The sequence below is a fragment of the Azospira sp. MPR-E4 genome (assembly GCF_058809645.1).
This window is the reverse complement of sequence record NZ_JBXAST010000058.1, coordinates 1-20,487: the sequence shown is the minus strand read 5'-3', so window position 1 is coordinate 20,487 and position 20,487 is coordinate 1. Positions and strand designations below refer to the sequence as shown.

The following is a 20,487-nucleotide window of genomic DNA, read 5'->3' as shown; positions in this document are numbered from 1 at the left end:
GGACTGGCCCTCCCCCTCCCCCCGCCGTTCCGGTACCGCCTCGGCCGGCGCCGGCGGACGGGCGGCAGCGGCCACCACCTGGGCGGTGGCGCCGGGAACGGCCAAAATGGGGGCCGGCCGCTCAGGCAGGCGGGACGGTGACTTCGGCGGCACCTGCCGGGAAAGCGGCGCCAACTGGGCCTCCCGGGGCAGGGCCTCGGCAGCGGGCCGGCCGCCGCGCAGATCCACCCGCATGCCGCCAGCCGCCGCGCTGGGCGTGGGCGTCAGACTCCAGCGCCCCCAGGCCAGGAGCACGGCATGGGCCAGCAGGGAAACCACCAGGGCGGCTTTGAGGGTGGAAGATGGGGCAGCCATGGAACGATCGGGCAGACAAATGGATGGAAGACAGGGCCGCAGCCGCGGCAGTGGCGGCAGCGGGGGAAAATCGGAGCCGCCGCTGCCATACAGGCGCAAGGATACCCGAAAGCCTCCCCTTCCCCAGCCGCCACCCGGCAGCCGGGCCATGCCCTAGGAAAAGCCGGCGGCCTTTGTTACTCTGGCGCAAACCGATGATTTTTATGGACTCCCATGAACGATCCGGTATGCCTGCCGCCCCCGCACTGCCTCCCGGCCCCCCACCTGCTGGCCGAGTACGCCTGTGCGCCCCTGATCCTGGCCCTGGACCAGAACGGAGTGCCCCAGCGCTGGATTTCCTGGCAGGAGGCCTGCTTCTACTACGCCCGGGAAATGGTGGCCTGGGATGCGGGCGACAACGCCTTCACCCTGCGCGGCGGCATTTCCCGCCTCACCGGCCAGCGCTCCGCCATCACCGCCAACAGCATCATCGCCCTGCGCGGCCACAGCCACGGCCAAGGCTACAACCGCCACGTACCGCCCCTCTCCAACCGGGAACTGTTCCACCGGGACCGCCATCTGTGCGCCTACTGCGGCCGGGAATTCTCCAGCCAGCGCCTGACCCGGGACCACGTCATCCCCATTTCCAAGGGCGGCAGCGACACCTGGACCAACGTGGTGGCCGCCTGCATGCCCTGCAACCAGAAGAAGGGCGCCCGCCTGCTGGAAAAGGCCGGCATGGAACTGCTCTACCTGCCCTACGTGCCCAACCGGGCCGAATTCCTGATTCTCTCCAACCGCCAGATCCTGGCCGACCAGATGGATTTCCTGGCCCGCCACGTGCCGGCCAAGAGCCGGGTCATCTGAAGCCGCCCCGCGGCGCCGGGAACGGCCCGGCTCCGGCTGTGGCAAAATCGGCCCATCGGCTTTCATTGACGCGGAATTCCCCATGCCCCAAGGCCCCCTGGCCCATCTGACCCTGCTCGACTGGAGCGCCCTGAGCTGGTTCCTCTTCTGCTGGATCGGCTACGTCTTCTTCGCCGAACGGGGGCCTCACGCCCGGGAAAACCTGGTGGGCCAGGGCCACGCCTACCGCCTGCAATGGGCGCGGCGCCTGCTGGAGCGGGAAGTGCGCATCACCGACGCCTCCCTTATCGGCAACCTGATGAACAGCGTCTCCTTCTACGCCAACACCACCATCTACATCATCGCCGGCCTCTTCGCCGTGCTCGGCACCCTGGACAAGGTGGTCTCCGTCACCGCCGACTTCCCCTTCGCCCGGGAAGTCACCCGGGACCTGCTGGAACTGAAGCTGCTGCTGCTCTTCGGCGTCTTCGTCGTAGCCTATTTCAAGTTCACCTGGTCCCTGCGCCAGTTCAACCTGCTCTCCATCCTGGTGGGCGCCGCCCCCACCGGCAGCTGCGACACCGATCCGGAACTGGAAGCCAGCGCCCGGCGCATGGCGGCGGTGAACAGCTACGCCGGGGACGACTTCAACCGGGGCATCCGGGCCTACTACTTCGGCCTCGCCGCCCTCACCTGGCTGGTGGGTCCGGGCCTGTTCCTGGTGGTCACCAGCATCATCGTGGTGGTGCTCTACCGCCGCGACTACCATTCCGAGACCCTGCTGGCGATGCGCCCGCCCGGCGGCGGCGCCTGAGAAACAAAGGACTCAGGCGCTCAGCTTGAGCCCGGCCACCCCGGCCAGGATCAGGCCGATGCTGCACAGACGCAGGGGACTGGCCGATTCCCCCAGCAGGAAAATTCCCACCAGGGCGGTGCCGGCGATGCCGATGGCCGTCCACACCGCATAGGCCAGACCCAGGGGCAGCTGTTTCAGGGCCAGGGCCAGCAGGCCCACGCTCGCCGCCATGGCCGCCAGGGTGGCGGACCACATCAGTGCCGGACGGGACGAGGCGGCCGCCGACTTGAGGCCCAGGGCCCAGCCGATCTCCAGCAGACCGGCGAGCAGCAGCACAGCCCAGGCCAGCAGGGGCGAAAGGGAAAAGACAGTAGCGGGGAAAAACATGGGCGACCTCCGTGGCAACGGGGCCGTCCCCAAGGTACGGACGCTGGCGGGGTCGTCCCCGCAGCGGGCGGCAGGCGCCGCCGGAAGAAGCAGAAAAGGAGTGGCGGTGAGGGTGGGATTCGAACCCACGTGCCAGGTTTCCCTGACCATCTGATTTCGAGTCAGCGCCGTTATGGCCACTTCGGTACCTCACCGGGGAGGCGGATTTTAGCACGATTCGCCGCCCCGGGCGCTGACCTGGGCCCCTTTGTCGGGCTGGGCGTCCATGGCACAATCCGGGAACTTTTTTCCCGGACAACCCCGGAAAGGCGAGGATGCGTCCACAGGTATTCCGCTGGCTGCTGGTTGCCCTGCTTGCCCTGGCCCTGGTCTACGCCTGTGCCGACAGGAAGGTGGCCTCCTGGCGGGAAAGCAACGAGCTGGTGGTTCTCACCAGCCCCGGCCCCCTGACCTACACCCCCGGCGCCCAGGACAACGGCGGCGAAGCCGGGGCCGGCTTCGAGTACGACCTGGTCAGCCTCTTCGCCGAGGAGGCCGGGCTCAAGCTGAAGCTGGTTTCCGTCGGCAATTACCGGGAAGTGGCCCAGGCCCTGAAGCGGGGCGCCGGCCACATGGCCGCCGCCTGGCTGGTCTGGCACCCGGGCGTGGCCAACAGCGAATTCCAGGCCACCACCCCCTTCTTCCAGAGCAGCCACCTGCTGGTGCAGCACGAGGCCTCCCTGCCCATCACCAGCACCGAACAGCTGGCCGGACGCACCGTGCACGTGGTGGCCCGCAGCCGCCACGCCGACCTGCTGGCCGGGCTGCCGGCCCTCAATCCGCCGGTGACGGTGCAGGAACATCCGGAATGGAGCGACCTGGACCTGCTGCAGGCGGTGGCCGAGCAGCGCATCGAGCTGGCCCTCACCGACGGCCCCATCCTCGACATCGCCCAGAACTACTATCCCCAGCTCAGCGCCACCCTGCAGATCGGCGAGCCCCAGCCCATCGCCTGGCTCTTCCCCGGGGACGCGGACCCGGAGCTGGTGGCCAAGGCCGAAGCCTTCCTCGGCCGGGTGCACAAGGACGGCACCCTGGTGCGCCTGAAGGACCGCTATTTCGGCCACGTGCGCCGCTTGAAGCAGTTCGACGTGGTGCAGTTCCTCGAACGCACCCGCAGCCTCCTGCCCGATTTCCGCACCCAGTTCGAATCGGCCCAGGCCCGCACCGGCATCGACTGGCGCCTCATCGCCGCCCTGGCCTACCAGGAATCCCAGTGGGACCCCATGGCCACCAGCCCCACCGGGGTGCGGGGCATGATGATGCTGACCGAGGAAACGGCGGACCGCCTCGGCGTTTCCAACCGGCTCGACCCGAAACAGAGCATCAGCGCCGGCGCCCGCTACCTGGCGGACATCCGGGACCAGCTGCCGGAAACGGTGAAGGAGCCGGATCGCACCTGGATGGCCCTGGCCGCCTACAACCTGGGCCTGGGCCACATGAAGGGCGGCCTGGCCATCGCCCCCAGCACCGAGGCGGACCCGGATTCCTGGTTCGAGATGAAGCGGGTGCTGCCCCTGCTCTCCCGCCCCGAGTATTACCGGCGCTTGAAGAGCGGCCGCGCCCGGGGTGGCGAGGCGGTGATCATGGTGGAGAACATCCGCATCTTCTACGACATCCTCACCCGCCACGAGCCGCCCTACATTCCGCCCAAGCCGGTGGCAGAAAGGAAGGAGAAAAAAGGCGACAAGAAAGGCAAGAAGCGACACTGAGGCGGCGCCGGGCAGGCAAGGCGCCAGGGTCGAACGGGGCATGGCGCAGAGGCAGGCAGCAAGCCATTCTCCAGGCAGGCCATGCCGGAATGTCCGTCCCTCCTGCCTTGCAGCCGGGGCAAAGAAAAAGGCCGGGATATTCCCGGCCTTTTTCTTTGCGAAGAGCGAGGCGGCTTAGGCGGCGACGATCTTCTCCAGGCCGCCCATGTAGGGACGCAGCACGGCCGGCACGGTGACGGAGCCGTCGGCGTTCTGGAAGTTTTCCAGGATGGCCACCAGGGTGCGGCCCACGGCCAGGCCGGAACCGTTGAGGGTGTGCACCAGCTCCGGCTTGTTCTTCTCGTTGCGGAAACGGGCCTGCAGGCGGCGGGCCTGGAAGGACTCGAAGTTGGAGCAGGAGGAGATTTCCCGGTAGGTGTTCTGGGCCGGCAGCCACACTTCCAGGTCGTAGGTCTTGGCGGCGGAGAAGCCCATGTCGCCGGTGCACAGGGTGACGCGGCGGTAGGGCAGCTCCAGCTTTTCCAGGATCGTTTCGGCGTGGCGGGTCAGCTCTTCATGGGCCTCGGCGGACTTCTCGGGGGCCACGATCTGCACCAGCTCCACCTTGTCGAACTGGTGCTGGCGGATCATGCCCCGGGTGTCGCGGCCGTAGGAGCCGGCTTCGGAACGGAAGCAGGGAGTGTGGCAAACCAGCTTCAGGGGCAGAGCCTCGGCGGCGAGGATTTCGTCGCGCACGATGTTGGTCACCGGCACTTCGGCGGTGGGGATCAGGTACAGGGGCTCGGCATCGGCCCGGGCGATCTTGAACAGGTCTTCCTCGAACTTGGGCAGCTGGCCGGTGCCGAAGAGGCTGGCGGCATTCACCAGGTAGGGGGTGTAGACCTCGGTGTAGCCATGCTCGCCGGTGTGGGTGTCGAGCATGAACTGGGCGAGTGCCCGGTGCAGGCGGGCCAGTTGGCCCTTCATGACGGAGAAGCGGGCACCGGAAATCTTGGCGGCCACGGCGAAATCCAGCTGGCCGAGGGATTCGCCCACGTCGGTGTGGTCCTTGACCTCGAAGTCGAAAGTGCGGGGCGTGCCCCAGCGCTTCACTTCCACGTTGTCGGTTTCGTCCTTGCCCACCGGCACGGTTTCATTGGGCAGATTGGGAATGGCGGCGACGATGGCGTTGAACTCGCCCAGCAGCTCGGTGAGGCGGGCTTCGGCCTGCTCCAGCTCGGTCTTCATGGCGGCCACCTGGGCCATCACCTCGGAAGCGTCCTCGCCCTTGCCCTTCAACATGCCGATCTGCTTGGAGAGGGAATTGCGGCTGGCCTGCAGCTCCTGGGTGCGGGTCTGCAGGGTCTTGCGCTCGGCCTCCAGGGCGGAGAACTGGGTGAAGTCGATAGCCTTGCCGCGGGTCGCCAGGCGGGCAGCCACGGCGTCGAGGTCGTTGCGGAGCAGTTGAATGTCGAGCATGGAATCAAAACCTTTTTGCCACAGAGGGCACAGAGATCACAGAGAAAATCGTTTCACGCCGTCGGCAAGCCTGGGCTCGCCAAAGTTGATAAGTAAACCACGTTTCAAACCAGTTGCCTTCAGGTAGGACAAGACCTGGGCCGATACAGCTTCGGGCAGCGCCCGTTGGGACTTCAGCTCCACCACCACCGCCACCTGCCGGGCAAAGGGAATATCCCGCAGGGACATTTCATGGCAGAGGGCCTCCTCATAGACACTCTCCAGCAGCCCCGGCCCCAGCAGACGATGCACCTCGATGGCGGCGCCGATAATCTGCCGGGTCAGTTGGTCTGCCATGACACTCGGTGTCCTCTGTGCCCTCTGTGGCTAGCCTTTTTTGCCTTTGCGGGCGGCCTGGGCGTCCAGGTCCCGCAGGTGGGCGAGCTTTTCGCCGATCTTGATTTCCAGGCCCCGCTCCACCGGCTGATACCAAGTGGCGGGCGCCATGCCGTCGGGGAAGTAGTTCTCACCGGCGGCGTAGCCTTCGGCTTCGTCGTGGGCGTAGCGGTAATCCTTGCCGTAGCCCAGATCCTTCATCAGCTTGGTGGGGGCGTTGCGCAGGTGCTCGGGCACCGGGCGGGAGCCGTCCTTGGCGACGAAGGCGCGTGCCGCATTATACGCGTTGTAGGCGGCATTCGATTTGGCGGCGCAGGCCAGGTAGATCACCGCCTGGGCCAGGGCCAGCTCCCCTTCCGGCGAGCCCAGGCGCTCGTAGGTCTGGGCCGCGTTCATGGCGATCTCGCTGCCCCGGGGGTCGGCCAGGCCGATGTCTTCCCAGGCCATGCGCACGATGCGCCGGGCCAGGTAGCGCGGGTCGGCACCGCCATCCAGCATGCGGCAGAACCAGTAGAGGGCGCCATCCGGGTTGGAGCCCCGCACCGACTTGTGCAGGGCCGAAATCTGGTCGTAGAAGGCGTCGCCGCCCTTGTCGAAGCGGCGCAGGCTCTGGGCCATGGTGGCTTCGATGAAAGCCCCATCCACCTTGGCCAGCTTGGCGGTGCGGGCCGCCGTGCGCACCTGCTCCAGCAGGTTGAGAAAGCGCCGGGCATCACCGTCGGCCAGGCCGATCAGGCGGGTACGGGCCTCGTCGTCAAAATCCAGGTCCGCCAGGGCCTTTTCCCGGGCCCGGTCGAACAACTGGCCCATCTCGGCCTCGTCCAGGGACTTCAGCACATACACCGACGCCCGGGAAAGCAGAGCCGAATTGACCTCGAAGGAAGGGTTCTCGGTGGTGGCGCCGATGAAGGTGAACAGGCCGCTTTCGACGAAGGGCAGAAAGCCGTCCTGCTGGGCCTTGTTAAAACGGTGGATTTCATCGACGAAGAGGATGGTGCGCTTGCCCTGGGCCTTCCACATCTCGGCCTGGGCCACCGCCTCCCGCACTTCCTTGATGCCGGAGAAGACTGCGGAAAGGGCAATGAACTCGCAGTGGAACTGGGTCGCCATCATGCGCGCCAGGGTGGTCTTGCCCACCCCGGGCGGCCCCCACAGGATCATGGAATGGGGCTGACCCGACTCGAAGGCCAGACGCAGGGGCTTGCCCGGCCCCAGCAGATGCTGCTGGCCGATCACCTCATCGGGCGAGCGGGGTCGCAACTGCTCCGCCAGGGGCGCCCCGGCATCCACCGTTCCTTGGGAAAAAAGATCGCTCACTCAGAATCCATTGGCAGCAGGACTGCCCGTGCAAAAGCCGCAGTTTACCTCAAGGGCCCTGACACCCCTCACGCCCGGTCCAGGGGAGAAGCCACGCCCCGCCACCCCGGTTGAGCACATGGGTGTAAATCATGGTGGTCGAAACATCCGCATGGCCCAGCAGTTCCTGCACCGTGCGAATGTCGTAGCTCGCATCCAGCAAATAGGTGGCAAAGGAATGCCTCAAGGTATGCACTGACACAGGCTTGGCCAAACCCGCCCGACGCGCCGCCTCCTTCATGGCCCGTTGCAGGGCCTTTTCGTGGGCATGGTGCCGCCGCTCGATACCCGAGCGCGGGTCCACCGACAACCCGGCAGCCGGGAACACCCAGAACCAGGGCCAGGTAGCCCCTGCCTGTGGATACTTGCGCTCCAGCGCATGGGGCAGATAGACCCCAGGCAAGCCGTTCTCCCGATCATACTCAAACAGCTCCCTGGCTCTGGCGAGTTGTTCCCGCAAAGGGCCTTCCAGGGTGCGGGGCAGCATGGTGACCCGATCCTTGGCCCCCTTGCCCTCGCGGACCAGGATTTCTCCGCGGCCGAAATCCACGTCCTTCACTCGAAGTCGCAGGCACTCCATCAGCCGCATTCCCGTCCCGTAGAGCAGCCGGGCCATCAAAGCCTGCCCGACAGGCATGACGTCCAGCAGCCGCTTCACTTCATCCCGATTCAAAACCGTCGGCAAACGAGCCGGCTTCTTGGGCCGGACCAGGTCGGTCAGCCATGGCAGATCCAGTTCCAACACCTGCCGATAGAGGAAAAGCAAGGCGGACAAGGCCTGTTGCTGGGTCGCAGCGGCGATATCCTCTTCCACCGCCAGATGGGAAAGAAAGGCCGTCACCTCGCGAGCCCCCATCTCCCGTGGATGACGCATGCCATTGAAGCGGATGTAGCGGACCACCCAATGGACATAGGCCTCTTCGGTCCGTATGCTGTAATGACGTATGCGTACCGCCGCCCGCACCTGATCGACCAAACGGGGGCCCGGTACAACCACCTTGTCAGGAATGTCCGGTTTCATGGCAACAAAAGACTACTAGTTAGAACGCTTGATCTTGCGGCCATGAAGAGCAGAACGAAGAAATTCATCCAGCACCTGTCGCACGAGATTGAGGATGAAAATAAGGCTGAGGAATATCTGGACGAGTCCTTGCCGCTGGTTGGTCTCGTAGTGATGTATTTCAACTCGCTTGAGAAGTCACTTGATTCATTAATCTGTGAAACCATTTCGGACAGAACGGACGCTCCGGGCCTCATAGTTATTCAGAAGTTGATGTATGCCGCCAAATTGGACCTATTCAAGCGGTTTGCCGAAGACTTTCATAGGTGCGTTGATTCGGCGCCGGCCGACTTCAACGAACTGATTGTCGAGTTGGGTGAACTGGGGAGGCTACGAAACTTGGTGGTACATGCTGACTGGAACAGTACCGATGAAGACGGCTATACGTTTGTGCGACTCAAAACCTCATCGAACGACATGCTTCAAGAGTACGTTCAGTTTTCGGTGGAGTCCCTAGAGAATCTCATCGAACGGTTGGGTAGAGCGAATCACCACCTTTCTGACTACTGGGAGTGGAGATCCGACCGCCTTCAAGACCATTTGCGGGGCAGTCTATGAGTTGCCAAGAACCGCGTTCTAACCCGGCAGTCGAGCGGACCTGCGCGAAAAGCCGCGCAGGCCGCTCACTTCTACGTTAGGCATCACGAATGCATTGCGCGCTTGACCAATCGAAGCTAAATCCAATACCCATTGGCACGCACGTTGTTCACCGATGTGAAACGTGCTCTGGTAATTTTGTGCCCGGCGATTTCTTCCGTGAAATCCGCGCCAAAGCCGCTCTCGAAATACACAACGCAAAATCCAAAGACTCCAAGGCGTCCGCAGAACAACAGAGCAAAGTCGCTTGCCCGAACGATGAAAGCCCAATGATGTCGTTTCTGTTCAAAGGCATTGAGATCGATGTTTGCTCCATGTGCTTTGGTGTTTGGCTTGATCGCGGTGAGTATGAGAAGCTTATCGCGTATCTTGGTCTCCCTCAGAAACCAGACCAGTTAAAGACAAGTGCGCACTTGGGCACGCTATCTGCTTCGAACACCGCGCAAATCTCAGACATTTCAGGCCTCGGTGATATCGTTAATTTGGTTGCCGATATTTGTAGTTTAATTCCAGATGTCTAGTGACTTACCACCTGCGATGCCTAACACTGCGGTCAAGGCCGCTCCCTTTGGTCGCTGGACGCTGCGCGATAAAGCGCCGCGCAGCGCCCCTTACCTTGAACGTTATGCATCGAGAATTCTCAGCTCTCACCCAAAGGACTAGACATGGCAATTGACTACTATGGCTCCTTTCCCTGCAAGGTTCGCGAAGCCGTTTCCGATGGCGATCTCCTCAGAATGGAAAAGGCTCGCAACAGGGCCAATGTTGTACTCGACCTTATGCGAAATGATCCAAAGGTTGACAAAAGTAAGCCGGAGTCCGAGTGGACTTTTCGGACGGTCATACTTGGCCCCAACGGTCCTCAGGAAACTGAAATGCGTGTTTCCGATTGCCTTGCTGAGGCCCGTCCGCTTGAGTCTCTAGCTCGCAATTGTGTGGGCTGTCCCACCAATGTCCGTTCCGCCGACTTCGGATGTGGGGGCGCCATTCACTATCCAATTTCCGCACAAGCCGAACGCTGGCTGGTATCGAGGCTCCCTGCTGATTTGAATACACCTCGCGGCCAGTTGCTCACCCGCGCAATTGCTGATTTCAATTACGATGGGGCGGGTATTGATGCTGCCCGCAGCCGCAAAGATTTATATGAATCAGAGATCCCAGCAGAACGAAAATGGGGCAGCTTCTTTTCTAAGAAGACGCGAATCACATCGAGTCAAATACTGCACATGGCCTTTACGGTTGGAAGTCTTCAGGCCGCTCACGCCAAAATGATCGCGTACTTTCTGGGCTTCCTGAATGATGACTTCAGTGTCGCGAACGACTCGACCAACTTGCCGCAGCCTGGAGACGATCCGAGAACCATCGAAATGAAGTACTTCTTTTGCGCAGCAGCCCTTGCTGGTGCGAACGCAGTTCCTGTTCTCGTCGATGCCTAACCCGCCGCTCGAGAGGGACCGCCGAGAAGCTGCGCTTCTCGGTTCCCTTCGCGGCTTCGCCGCTACGGCGGCCCCTCAGCTAGCACGTTAGAAACCATGGATAGATCAGTGGAAGACCTCATCAATGAGGCGCTCATTGAAGTTAGCGCCCTGATGCGCGAGGAGTTCTTGAAAAACGCGCCAATAACACTAGGAAGCGCTCTCGATCAGTCAGGTCTAGAAAACGGCGCTGAAATTGTTATTGACTATCTACAGCATGGAGAAGCGGGAGTCGCTTATGAGCATTTGCTTTATATGGTCAAGGAGCCGCCGCTTGAAATCACAGATGAGTGTTTCAAGCTCATAGCCCGTGCAGGTCAGGCATTAGGCTTTGAGGCAAGCTCATGGCAAGCGTTGCGTGTTGGTTCCTAACAATGCGCTCAACTACCGCTCACTTCGTTCGCTGGACGCTGCGCGAAAAGTCACGCAGATCAATCTCTTCCACCTTGAGCATTTGATGACTCCCGATGTACTGAAGCGCGACTTCATTCAGCAGGTAGTGGAGAGCGGCTGGCTACGGTTATCAGTTCGTCTGATTATCTGGAGTGGGCAAGAACCCCAATCTCGCTGGCAGCTGGTCGGGGTATTTCCAACGGGAATAGACACCGAGGAAGTGCATGAAGCGATCAACGCAATCCTGCACGATCCCCGGTACTTTGGCGTGTGCACCGAGTGCAACGAGCGCCAGCCCTCGGGCTGGATGATCAGCGACGACCTGTGCCAATCCTGCGCGTCACAACATCATCAGGTTCTATTCTGATCGGGAAAATTGCGAGGGGAGCGCCCCTCACTCCCCCGCCACATCCGCTCCGGGCGGCGGAGTGAAACGGAAGAGGCCGGGGGCCAGGGACGGGTTGCGTTCGACCCGGTTGAAGATGAGGGCGGTGGTCTGGCCGAAGCTGTCGAGCAGTTCCATGGCCCGCAGGTTGTCGCCGGCAAAGCCGAGGCGGACTTTTTCGAAGCCGGAGTCGGCGCTCCTGGGGGTGGCTTCGACCCATTCCAGGCCGTCCCTCTCGCCGCCTTCAGCCAGGGTGAAGTTCTTTTCCAGGGAGGCGGAGCCTTCGCCGGCCAGCAGGGCGGCCGGGGTGGCGCCCAGGGTCTTGCCCATTTTCTTCACCGTCACCTGCTTCAGTTCCGGGTCGTAGATCCAGAATTTTTCGCCGTCGCCCACCATCAGCTGGGGATAGGGCTTTTCCACCTGCCAGCGGAACTTGCCGGGGCGCTGGAACATCATCAGGCCGGCGGAGTTCTGGGGCTTGCGGCCGCTCTTGGCCACCACGGTCTGGACGAACTCGGCCCGCAGGCTGCGGGTGTTGTCGAGGAAGGACTTGAGCTTGGCGACGCCGGAGGCCTGGGCGGCGCCGGGCAGCAGGGCGGCGGCCAGGAGGGCCGCCAGCAGGAACTTGGGGGGAGTTTTCATCATTCTTCCGTCTTGCGGCCCAGCACTTCGCGCCCGCCGCGGCCATCCATGGCGGAGACCAGGCCGGCCCGCTCCATGGCTTCGATGAGGCGGGAGGCCCGGTTGTAGCCGATGCGCAGGTTGCGCTGGACCAGGGAAATGGAGGCCCGGCGGGTCTTGAGGACGATCTCCACGGCCTGGTCGTACATGGGGTCGTTTTCGGGATCGTCGCCGCCCTCGCCGTCGCCACCGCCATCTTCGTCACCGCCGGCACCGCTGAGCACATCCTCGATGTAATCGGGGGCGCCGGTCTTTTTCAGGTATTCGACCACGTGGTGCACTTCGTCGTCGGCGACGAAGGCGCCGTGCACCCGGGTGGGGTAGCCGCTGCCCGGCGTCAGGTAGAGCATGTCACCCTGGCCCAGCAAGGCTTCGGCGCCCATCTGGTCGAGGATGGTGCGGGAGTCGATCTTGCTGGAGACCTGGAAGGAGATGCGGGTGGGGATGTTGGCCTTGATCAGGCCGGTGATCACATCCACGCTGGGCCGCTGGGTCGCCAGGATGAGGTGGATGCCGGCGGCCCGGGCCTTCTGGGCCAGGCGGGCGATCAGTTCTTCCACCTTCTTGCCCACCACCATCATCAAGTCCGCCAGCTCGTCGATGACCACCACGATGTAGGGCAGTTCGGTCAGAGGCTCGGGGGATTCGGGGGTGATGGAGAGCGGGTTGGGAATCTTTTGCTCGTTCTTCTCCGCCTCACGGATCTTGGCGTTGAAGCCGGCCAGGTTGCGCACGCCCATGGCGCTCATCAGCTTGTAGCGCTTTTCCATCTCGCCGACGCACCAGTTGAGCGCGTTGGCGGCCTGGCGCATGTCGGTCACCACCGGCGCCAGCAGATGGGGAATGCCTTCGTAGATGGAGAGTTCCAGCATCTTCGGGTCCACCAGGATGAGGCGCACATCCTTGGCGGTGGACTTGTAGAGCAGGGACAGGATCATGGCGTTGATGCCCACCGACTTGCCGGAACCGGTGGTGCCGGCCACCAACAGATGGGGCATCTTGGCCAGGTCGGCCACGGTGGCCTGGCCGCCGATGTCCTTGCCCAGAGCCACGGTGAGGGGCGAGGCCATGTCGTAATAGGCCTTGCTGGAAAGGATTTCCGAGAGGCGCACGGCCTGGCGCTTGGGATTGGGCAGTTCCAGGGCCATGCAGGATTTGCCCGGCACCGTCTCCACCACCCGCACCGAGATGAGGGCCAGGGCCCGGGCCAGGTCCCGCGCCAGATTGACGATCTGGGCGCCCTTGACGCCCACCGCGGGCTCGATTTCGTAGCGGGTGATGACCGGGCCGGGGTAGGCGGCCAGCACCTTCACCTGGACGCCGAAGTCGGCCAGCTTGCGTTCGATGAGGCGGGAGGTGAATTCCAGGGTGTCCGCCGCCGGCAGGTCGGTCTGGGGCGGCGCCGGGTCCAGCAGGTGCAGGGGCGGCAGCTGGCCGCCCTCCACCGCCTCGGGGAAGAGGGGCGTCTGGCGCTCCCGCTCGATGCGTTTTTCCACCTTGGTGGAGACTTCGATCTCGGGCTCGACGATTTCGATGCGGATGGGCTCGTGATCTTCCACCCGGGCCCGCTCCACTTCCACCACTGCTTCCCGCTCCCGGGCCACTTCGCGGCCGATGCGCTGGTCCTGCCAGCGCTCGATGAGGCCGCGGATGCCGAAATAGGTGCCTTCCACCAGGGTGCCCAGACGCTCGAAGGTGGACAGCCAGCTCATGCCGGAAAAGAGGCTCCAGCCCAGCACCACGCCGGTGAGCAGGACCAGGGTGGCGCCGGTGTAGCCGAGGGCGGCGACGGCGGCATTGCCCAACTCAAGGCCCAGCATGCCGCCGGGCACCAGGGGCAGGGGCGTGCGCAGGGTGTAGAAACGGATGGCTTCGAGGCCGCAGCTGGCCACCAGCAGGATGAGGAAGCCGATGGCGGCGACAATCAGCGGGCGGCGGTCGCCGTTGCCGCGCAGGCCGTCGAGGCGGCGGTAGCCCCACCACACCAGGGCCAGCATGAGGGTGACCCACCACCAGGCGGAAGCGCCGAAGAGATAGAGCAGGAGATCGGAGAGCCAGGCGCCGAAACGGCCGGCGGGGTTGTGCAGGGCGTCCACCTGGGCCGCATGGGACCAGCCCGGGTCGGCCCGGTCGTAGCCCCACAGGGCCAGGGAGAGGAAGCCGGCGAACACCACCAGCGCCAGCCAGCGGGATTCCTGCAGGATGACGGCAATCTTTTCCGGCAGGGGGCTGGGGGACTTATCGGAGTTGCGACGGGCGGATTGGGGGACGGCCATTGGCGGCGAACAGTTGGTAGGTTCGCCCGATTATAACGGCAAGCGCCCCTTAGATTTCGTGCAGGACAATGCGGCCGTCCTGAACTTCGATGTAACCGCTGGTTTCCAGGTCCTTCATCACCCGGCTGACCATTTCCCGGGAGGCGCCGATCATCTTGGCGATATCCTGCTTGGTCAGCTTGCGGGTGACGATGCGCCGGCCTTCCTGCATCTCGGAAAACTCCAGCAGCAGCTTGGCGACCCGGCCGAAAACGTCCATCAGGGCCAGGCTTTCGATCTTGCGGTCGGCTTCCCGCAGGCGCTGCACCAGGCTGCGCAGCAGGTAGAAGGTCAGATCCACGTGCTCGGTGAGGAGGCGGCGGAACTCGGCCTTGGCGATGATCAGCACCTCGCACACTTCCAGGGCCACCACGTTGGCGGAACGGGGCTCGCCATCGAGCAGGCCCATTTCGCCGAAGAACTCGCCGGTGCCGAGGATGGCCAGGATCACTTCCCGCCCTTCCTCATCGCTGTTGAGCACCTTGATGCTGCCCGAGATGAGGATGTAGAGGGAGTCCGTGACGTCGCCGGCCCGCACAATGGTCGTACCCCGAGTCACCTTGCGATAGGTGGATACCCGGGCCAGATGTTCCAGTTCGCTGTCCGGCACACGCTCAAACATGGGCAAGCCCCGGAGCGTGGCGAGGCTTAGTCCTCTCCCAACCTGCATACTCAGCCTTATTTTTGCTTGTGGTGTGGATAAATCAGCGCCGATTATATGCCAAATCCGTCACGCGCCACCGCCGCCGGCGAGTTCGGTTACAGCCCCCCTGCTTTCGCTATAATTTCCCCCCAACCCGAAAATCCGACCGCGAGAGAAACGCCATGACCACCCAACGCCACAGCCGCCTGCTCATCCTCGGTTCCGGCCCCGCCGGCTACACCGCCGCCGTCTATGCCGCCCGCGCCAACCTGAAACCCGTGCTGATCACCGGCCTGGCCCAGGGCGGCCAGCTGATGACCACCACCGAAGTGGACAACTGGCCCGCCGATGCGGCCGGCGTCCAGGGCCCGGAGCTGATGCAGCGTTTCGAGGAGCATGCCCGCCGCTTCGAGACCGAGATCATCTTCGACCACATCCACACCGCCAAGCTGCAGGAAAAGCCCTTCCGCCTCATCGGCGATGCCGGCGAATACACCTGCGACGCCCTCATCATCGCCACCGGCGCCTCCGCCCAGTACCTGGGCCTGCCCTCCGAAGAGAAGTTCGCCGGCCGTGGCGTTTCCGCCTGCGCCACCTGTGACGGCTTCTTCTACCGCAACCAGGCCGTGGCCGTGGTGGGCGGCGGCAACACCGCCGTGGAAGAGGCCCTGTACCTGGCCAACATCGCCAGCCACGTCACCGTGATCCACCGCCGCAACAAGTTCAAGTCCGAAAAGATCCTCCAGGACAAGCTGATGAAGAAGGTGGAAGAAGGCAAGGTCACCGTGCTGTGGGATTCCACCCTGGAAGAAGTGCTGGGCGACGATTCCGGCGTCACCGGCCTCAAGGTGAAAAACGTCAATACCGGTGCCACCCAGGAAGTGCCGGTCATGGGCGTCTTCATCGCCATCGGCCACAAGCCCAACACCGAGCTGTTCGAGGGCCAACTGGAGCTGGAAAACGGCTACATCGTGACCCAGTCCGGCCGCGCCGGTAACGCCACCCAGACCAGCATCACCGGCGTCTTCGCTGCCGGCGACGTGCAGGACCACATCTACCGCCAGGCCTGCACCTCCGCCGGTACCGGCTGCATGGCCGCCCTGGATGCCGAACGCTACCTGGACGGCCTGGAGCAGGCGTAAGCCCCGGAACAGCGCTCCATGAAGCCTGCCAAGCCGGCCGCCGCCGGCTCCCCCTTTCAGGTCCTGCGGGACCTGAAAGGCCATCTGGAGCCCGCCAAACAGGCCAAAGCCGCCCCCCCTGCCGCACCGGCGCCATCTGCCATGCCCGCGCCGCCGCCTGTATCCACGGCCGGGGACGAGGATGCCGCCCTGCTGGCTCAGGCCTTCGCCGGCGCCAAGCCCCTGGCCCGGGACAACCACGCCCGTCTGGACAAGCCCAAGCCGCCCCCCAAGCCCCGGCCCAGGCTGCAGGAGGAGACGGAGAGCGCCCCGTCGCCCCGGCCCCAGCGGATCGACCCCAACGACCCCCTGGCCCTGTTCCGCGCCAGCGTCGGCGAGGTCACCCCGGTCAAGGACACCGGCCGGGCCGAGGTGGGGCCGCGCCTGTCGCGGCAGAAGCGCCAGGCCCAGGCCGCCGCGCCGGCTGCGGAGGCGACGCCGGAGCTGTATATCCCGGACCTGCCGGACGACGATCCGGCCGCCCTCTTCCGCCGCGCCGCCGGCCCGGTGACGCCCCTGGCGGACAAGAACCAGGCGGCCCTCAACAAGCCCCTGCCGGCGGCCCGCCCCCGGCCCCGGGAGGAAGCCGAGCCGCCGGCAGCCACGCCGGCACCGGCCCACCCGCCCCTGTCCGACCGGGCCGACACCGCCGCCGAGGGCGAGCACCTGCGTCCCGGCGCCCCCGGCCGCCTGCTGGCGGACCTGCGCCGGGGCCGCATTCCGGTGGAAACGGAAGTCGACCTGCACGGCTACACCCGGGACGAAGCCCGGGACTTCCTCAGCGCCGCCCTGGCCCGCTGCGGCCGCCGCGGCCAACGCTGCCTGCGGGTGATCCACGGCAAGGGCCTGAGCTCCCCCGGCGGCGAATCCCTACTGAAGAACCTGACCCGCAACTGGCTGGCCCAGCACCCGGAAGTGCTGGCCTTCTGCGAAGCCAAGCCGGCGGACGGCGGCAGCGGCGCCCTGCTGGTGCTGCTGCGCAATCCCCGCCGGGAGGGCGCCACGGCGGACGATTCCCGGGGCTGAAAACCGCCAACCCTGGGAAGCAGCAGGGACGGGCCTGAGCGCCTGCCCATGCCGGAGAATGGCTTCCCGCCTGCCTCTGCGGCCATGCCTTGGCAACACGCTTTCCCCATCCCCAAAAAGCAAAGGGCCGCCCCGTGGGACGGCCCTTTTGCCGCACCGGTCCCTGGGGGCCGGCGCCGGCGTGTCTTGCCTCAGATGGCGGCTTCGTCGGTCTCGCCGGTACGGATGCGCACCACCTGCTCCACAGGCATGACGAAAATCTTGCCGTCGCCGATCTTGCCGGTGTGGGCGGCCTTGACGATGGCGTCGATGGCGGGCTCCACCTTGTCGTCGGAGATGATCAGTTCCACCTTGATCTTGGGCAGGAAGTCGACCACGTACTCGGCGCCGCGGTACAGCTCGGTGTGGCCCTTCTGGCGGCCGAAACCCTTGACCTCGGTGACGGTGAGGCCGGTGACGCCGATTTCGGACAGGGCTTCGCGCACTTCGTCGAGCTTGAAGGGCTTGATGATGGCTTCGATCTTTTTCATGAACTCTCCTTATTTAAATTCTTAGGCGGGGCAGCGGGGCATTCCCAACCGAATGCCGTCATCTTCGCGTCGGCTCACCATTCGTCAGCATAACGGTTTGTGATCGGATAGCGCCAGTCCTTGCCGAAGCCCCGCTGGGTGACGCGGATACCCACCGGGGCCTGGCGCCGCTTGTATTCGCTGATCTTGAGCAGGCGCACCACCCGCCGCACGTCGGCCTCGGCGTAGCCCTGGGCGACGATCTCCCGGGGCGACAGGTCCTGCTCCATATAGGCTTCCATGATGGCGTCCAGCACCTCGTAGGGCGGCAGGCTGTCCTGGTCCTTCTGGTCCGGCTTGAGCTCGGCGGAAGGGGGGCGGACGATAATGTTGTCCGGGATGATCTCCCGTTCCCGGTTGATCCAGCGGCACAGGCGATAGACGAAGGTCTTGGCCAGGTCCTTGATGACGGCGAAGCCGCCGGCCATGTCGCCGTAGAGGGTGCAGTAGCCCACCGCCATCTCGGACTTGTTGCCGGTGGTCAGCACCAGGCTGCCGCTCTTGTTGGAGATGGCCATCAGGATGTTGCCGCGGATGCGGGCCTGGAGGTTTTCCTCCGTGGTGTCGGCAGCGGTGCCGGCGAATTCCTGGGCCAGCATCTCGCCATAGACGCCCATGGCCGGGGCAATGGCGATCTCGTCGTAGCGCACGCCCAGGGTTTCCACCAGCTGGCGGGAATCGTCCAGGCTCATCTGGGCGGTGTAGGGCGAAGGCATCATGATGGCCCGCACCTTGTCGGCCCCCAGGGCCTCGGCTGCCACCACCAGGGTCAGGGCCGAGTCGATGCCGCCGGAAAGGCCGATGACGGCGCCCTTGAAGCCGTTCTTGCCAATGTAATCGCGCACCCCCAGCACCAGGGCGCGGTACACCTGCTCCTCCAGGGCCGGCTCCGGCAGGAGCACGCCGCTGACGCGGCCGTCGGGAGTCAGCTGCAGCAGCTCCAGGGCTTCCTCGAAACGGGGCAGGCTGGCGCCGACGCTGCCGTCGGCGCACAGGGCCAGGGAGGCGCCGTCGAACACCAGCTCGTCCTGGCCGCCCACCAGATTGTTGTAGATGAGGGGAATCCGGGTCGCCGCCACCCGCTCCCGCAGCACGGCGAGGCGGTCCCCTTCCTTGTTCATGTGATAGGGCGAGGCATTGAGCACCAGCAGGGCCTGGGCCCCGGCCTGGGCCGCCTGCTCCGCCGCCCCTGCCTCCCACACGTCGGCACAGATGTTGAGCCCCAGGGTCCAGCCCTTGACCTCGATCAGGCAGGGCTCGCTGCCGGCTTCGAAGTAGCGCTCCTCGTCGAAGACCTCGTAGTTGGGCAGGCGGTGCTTGCGGTAGGTGGCCTGGATGCGGCCGTCCTTCAGGTAGGAGGCGGCGTTGTAGCGCTGGCCGGCCACCTCCAGGGGATGGCCGACGACGATGCCGATCTCCGGCACCTCCGCCGCCAGCAGTTCCAGCTCCCGGGCGCAGGCCCGGTAGAAATCCGGGCGCAGCAGCAGGTCTTCCGGCGGATAGCCGCACAGGCCCAGTTCCGGGCTCAGCATCAGGTCGGCCCCGCGGGCCTGGGCCTGGCGGGCCAGGTCGGCCAGGCGGGAACGGTTGCCGGCCAGGTCGCCGAGAACGGCATTGAACTGGGCGACGGCGACGGCAAGGGCGGAAGTGGGAGCAGCCATGGGCGGACGATCCGGGGAGAAAGGCGTCGGGCGAGGAAGGACGGGAGGCGGACTACGGTAATACTGGGTACAGCAGGAAAGCGGCCGGAGGACAAGCTCCCCCGGCGCCTCGGACAGCTTAGAAGTGGGGCTTTTCGCCGGAAGCGTCGTAACGGGCCACGCCGTCCACGATTTCCTTCTTGGCGGCTTCCAGGTCGCCCCAGCCGGTGACCTTGACCCACTTGTTGGGTTCCAGATCCTTATAGTGCTCGAAGAAGTGCTCGATCATCTTCGGCAGCAGGTCGGGCAGGTCGGAGACGGCCTTGACGTTGTCGTAGATGGAGGTCAGCTTGGACACGGGCACTGCCAGGACCTTGGCGTCCAGACCGGCTTCGTCTTCCATGTGCAGGATGCCGATGGGGCGGCAGCGCACCACCACGCCGGGGTGCAGGGGATAGGGAGTCACCACCAGCACGTCCACGGGGTCGCCGTCGTCGGACAGGGTGTGGGGCACAAAGCCGTAGTTGCAGGGGTAGTGCATGGGGGTGGACATGAAACGGTCCACCAGCACGGCGCCGGAATCCTTGTCCAGTTCGTACTTGATGCCGGGCGCCCGGGCGGGAATCTCGATGACCACGTTGAAGTCGTTGGGGACGTCCTTGCCGATGGACAGTGCGTCGATGTTCATGAATCAGTCTCCTTATAAAAGTCCCTAATTATACGTCAGGCGCTCCCTCGACGCGGCACCAAATGCCGGGAAATCCCGGAAAAACAAGGCTCCGCCCCCCTATTGCGCAGCAACAAAAGCAGTTGACACAAATTCTCACAATCTGCAGAATGAGAATTGTTGTCATTTAATAACCATTCCCAGGAAACCGCTCGCCATGCTGGTACCAGCCATGCCGTATTCCTGCCCGACCGACTCCGGCTGGCTTTCCCGGAGTCCCTGGGTCGGCGCCGCCGTGCTGCTGCACGGTGCCGCCCTGGCCTGGGCGTTGGGCACGGCACAGCCAAGCCCCATTGAAGCCCCCCAGGTGATGAGCATCGCGCTCGTCACCCCGGCTCCGGAGCCTGCCGCCAAACCCACGCCGACGCCTCCGCCGCCCAAGCCCCAGCCGGTAGTCAAGCAACAGGCGCCGGCGCCCAAGGCAGTGAAGAGCGAACCGGCCCCGGCACCGACGCCCGCCTCCATCACCTCCTCCGCGCCGCCGCCCCCGGCG

The 20,487-nt window shown here is 64.7% G+C and carries 22 protein-coding genes, 1 tRNA gene and 1 pseudogene; 11 read left to right on the top strand and 13 right to left on the bottom strand.

Going from position 1 to position 20,487, the window contains the following annotated elements; genetic code table 11:
* Window positions 1–354: hypothetical protein (locus tag AC1RTA_RS14035; RefSeq protein ID WP_492785050.1), on the bottom strand; the 354-nt coding region annotated here is incomplete at its 3' end.
* Window positions 355–567: 213 nt separating this feature from the next.
* Between AC1RTA_RS14035 and AC1RTA_RS14030 the strand changes: the two genes are divergently transcribed.
* Together AC1RTA_RS14030 and AC1RTA_RS14025 are read left to right on the top strand one after the other, a co-directional pair.
* Complete coding sequence (locus tag AC1RTA_RS14030; RefSeq protein ID WP_205231526.1) at window positions 568–1,200, top strand: HNH endonuclease; 633 nt, start codon at window positions 568–570, stop codon at window positions 1,198–1,200.
* 82 nt (window positions 1,201–1,282) lie between these two features.
* Window positions 1,283–1,993: a DUF599 domain-containing protein gene (locus AC1RTA_RS14025; RefSeq protein ID WP_014236784.1), complete on the top strand. Its 711-nt coding sequence runs from the start codon at window positions 1,283–1,285 to the stop codon at window positions 1,991–1,993.
* 12 nt (window positions 1,994–2,005) lie between these two features.
* Here the strand turns inward: AC1RTA_RS14025 and AC1RTA_RS14020 are convergent, their stop codons facing one another.
* Together AC1RTA_RS14020 and AC1RTA_RS14015 are read right to left on the bottom strand one after the other, a co-directional pair.
* The gene (locus AC1RTA_RS14020) at window positions 2,006–2,362 is read right to left on the bottom strand and encodes a DMT family transporter (protein ID WP_492785049.1); all 357 of its coding nucleotides are present in this window, start codon (window positions 2,360–2,362) and stop codon (window positions 2,006–2,008) included.
* Window positions 2,363–2,463: 101 nt separating this feature from the next.
* Window positions 2,464–2,556 (bottom strand) — tRNA-Ser (locus tag AC1RTA_RS14015).
* 120 nt (window positions 2,557–2,676) lie between these two features.
* On the opposite strand from AC1RTA_RS14015, the gene mltF reads away from it, so the two are divergent.
* Entirely contained in the window at window positions 2,677–4,113 is a 1,437-nt protein-coding gene (mltF, locus tag AC1RTA_RS14010; protein ID WP_492785048.1) for a membrane-bound lytic murein transglycosylase MltF, read from the top strand.
* A 174-nt stretch (window positions 4,114–4,287) separates the two neighbouring features.
* Here the strand turns inward: mltF and serS are convergent, their stop codons facing one another.
* The 4 genes from serS to AC1RTA_RS13990 are packed head-to-tail and all read right to left on the bottom strand — an operon-like array spanning window position 4,288 to window position 8,323.
* Window positions 4,288–5,571, bottom strand: coding sequence for a serine--tRNA ligase (serS, locus tag AC1RTA_RS14005; RefSeq protein ID WP_287874225.1), 1,284 nt, complete (start codon window positions 5,569–5,571; stop codon window positions 4,288–4,290).
* A gap of 36 nt (window positions 5,572–5,607) precedes the next feature.
* On the bottom strand, window positions 5,608–5,907 hold the full coding sequence (locus tag AC1RTA_RS14000; protein WP_492785047.1) for a GxxExxY protein: 300 nt from the start codon (window positions 5,905–5,907) through the stop codon (window positions 5,608–5,610).
* A 30-nt stretch (window positions 5,908–5,937) separates the two neighbouring features.
* Entirely contained in the window at window positions 5,938–7,263 is a 1,326-nt protein-coding gene (locus AC1RTA_RS13995) for a replication-associated recombination protein A (protein WP_172974788.1), read from the bottom strand.
* 49 nt (window positions 7,264–7,312) lie between these two features.
* Entirely contained in the window at window positions 7,313–8,323 is a 1,011-nt protein-coding gene (locus AC1RTA_RS13990; RefSeq protein ID WP_492785046.1) for an integron integrase, read from the bottom strand.
* A gap of 42 nt (window positions 8,324–8,365) precedes the next feature.
* Between AC1RTA_RS13990 and AC1RTA_RS13985 the strand changes: the two genes are divergently transcribed.
* From AC1RTA_RS13985 to AC1RTA_RS13965, 5 genes are all read left to right on the top strand, one after another.
* The gene (locus AC1RTA_RS13985; protein WP_492785045.1) at window positions 8,366–8,920 is read left to right on the top strand and encodes a hypothetical protein; all 555 of its coding nucleotides are present in this window, start codon (window positions 8,366–8,368) and stop codon (window positions 8,918–8,920) included.
* Window positions 8,921–9,099: 179 nt separating this feature from the next.
* On the top strand, window positions 9,100–9,480 hold the full coding sequence (locus AC1RTA_RS13980) for a TFIIB-type zinc ribbon-containing protein (protein WP_492785044.1): 381 nt from the start codon (window positions 9,100–9,102) through the stop codon (window positions 9,478–9,480).
* 144 nt (window positions 9,481–9,624) lie between these two features.
* Window positions 9,625–10,395 carry a hypothetical protein gene (locus tag AC1RTA_RS13975; protein WP_492785043.1) on the top strand — a complete coding sequence of 257 codons (771 nt, stop codon included), beginning with the start codon at window positions 9,625–9,627 and terminating at the stop codon, window positions 10,393–10,395.
* Between the two features lie 108 nt (window positions 10,396–10,503).
* Window positions 10,504–10,806: a hypothetical protein gene (locus AC1RTA_RS13970; RefSeq protein WP_207222276.1), complete on the top strand. Its 303-nt coding sequence runs from the start codon at window positions 10,504–10,506 to the stop codon at window positions 10,804–10,806.
* Window positions 10,793–11,194 carry a hypothetical protein gene (locus tag AC1RTA_RS13965; RefSeq protein WP_492785042.1) on the top strand — a complete coding sequence of 134 codons (402 nt, stop codon included), beginning with the start codon at window positions 10,793–10,795 and terminating at the stop codon, window positions 11,192–11,194. The genes AC1RTA_RS13970 and AC1RTA_RS13965 overlap by 14 nt, the downstream gene beginning before the upstream one ends.
* 27 nt (window positions 11,195–11,221) lie before the next feature.
* Here the strand turns inward: AC1RTA_RS13965 and lolA are convergent, their stop codons facing one another.
* Genes lolA through AC1RTA_RS13950 form a run of 3 tightly spaced genes read right to left on the bottom strand, consistent with a single transcriptional unit; the run spans window position 11,222 to window position 14,878 of the window.
* Entirely contained in the window at window positions 11,222–11,854 is a 633-nt protein-coding gene (lolA, locus tag AC1RTA_RS13960) for an outer membrane lipoprotein periplasmic chaperone LolA (RefSeq protein ID WP_492785041.1), read from the bottom strand.
* A complete protein-coding gene (locus AC1RTA_RS13955; protein ID WP_130459998.1) occupies window positions 11,854–14,169 on the bottom strand; it encodes a DNA translocase FtsK in 2,316 nt (771 codons plus the stop codon). Before AC1RTA_RS13955 ends, lolA begins: the two co-directional genes overlap by 1 nt.
* A 49-nt stretch (window positions 14,170–14,218) precedes the next feature.
* The gene (locus tag AC1RTA_RS13950; protein ID WP_014236776.1) at window positions 14,219–14,878 is read right to left on the bottom strand and encodes a Crp/Fnr family transcriptional regulator; all 660 of its coding nucleotides are present in this window, start codon (window positions 14,876–14,878) and stop codon (window positions 14,219–14,221) included.
* Between the two features lie 155 nt (window positions 14,879–15,033).
* Between AC1RTA_RS13950 and trxB the strand changes: the two genes are divergently transcribed.
* On the top strand, window positions 15,034–15,993 hold the full coding sequence (trxB, locus tag AC1RTA_RS13945; protein WP_014236775.1) for a thioredoxin-disulfide reductase: 960 nt from the start codon (window positions 15,034–15,036) through the stop codon (window positions 15,991–15,993).
* Window positions 15,994–16,011: 18 nt separating this feature from the next.
* On the top strand, window positions 16,012–17,058 hold the full coding sequence (locus AC1RTA_RS13940) for a Smr/MutS family protein (protein WP_492785040.1): 1,047 nt from the start codon (window positions 16,012–16,014) through the stop codon (window positions 17,056–17,058).
* A 191-nt stretch (window positions 17,059–17,249) separates the two neighbouring features.
* Here the strand turns inward: AC1RTA_RS13940 and glnK are convergent, their stop codons facing one another.
* The 3 genes from glnK to ppa all read right to left on the bottom strand — a co-directional run bounded on the left by glnK (window position 17,250) and on the right by ppa (window position 19,955).
* Entirely contained in the window at window positions 17,250–17,588 is a 339-nt protein-coding gene (gene glnK, locus AC1RTA_RS13935; RefSeq protein ID WP_014236773.1) for a P-II family nitrogen regulator, read from the bottom strand.
* A gap of 74 nt (window positions 17,589–17,662) precedes the next feature.
* Window positions 17,663–19,288 carry an NAD+ synthase gene (locus tag AC1RTA_RS13930; protein WP_014236772.1) on the bottom strand — a complete coding sequence of 542 codons (1,626 nt, stop codon included), beginning with the start codon at window positions 19,286–19,288 and terminating at the stop codon, window positions 17,663–17,665.
* A 118-nt stretch (window positions 19,289–19,406) separates the two neighbouring features.
* On the bottom strand, window positions 19,407–19,955 hold the full coding sequence (gene ppa, locus AC1RTA_RS13925; RefSeq protein ID WP_014236771.1) for an inorganic diphosphatase: 549 nt from the start codon (window positions 19,953–19,955) through the stop codon (window positions 19,407–19,409).
* Window positions 19,956–20,151: 196 nt separating this feature from the next.
* Here ppa and AC1RTA_RS13920 point away from each other — a divergent pair.
* Window positions 20,152–20,487: pseudogene (locus AC1RTA_RS13920) on the top strand (hypothetical protein); the annotation flags it as partial.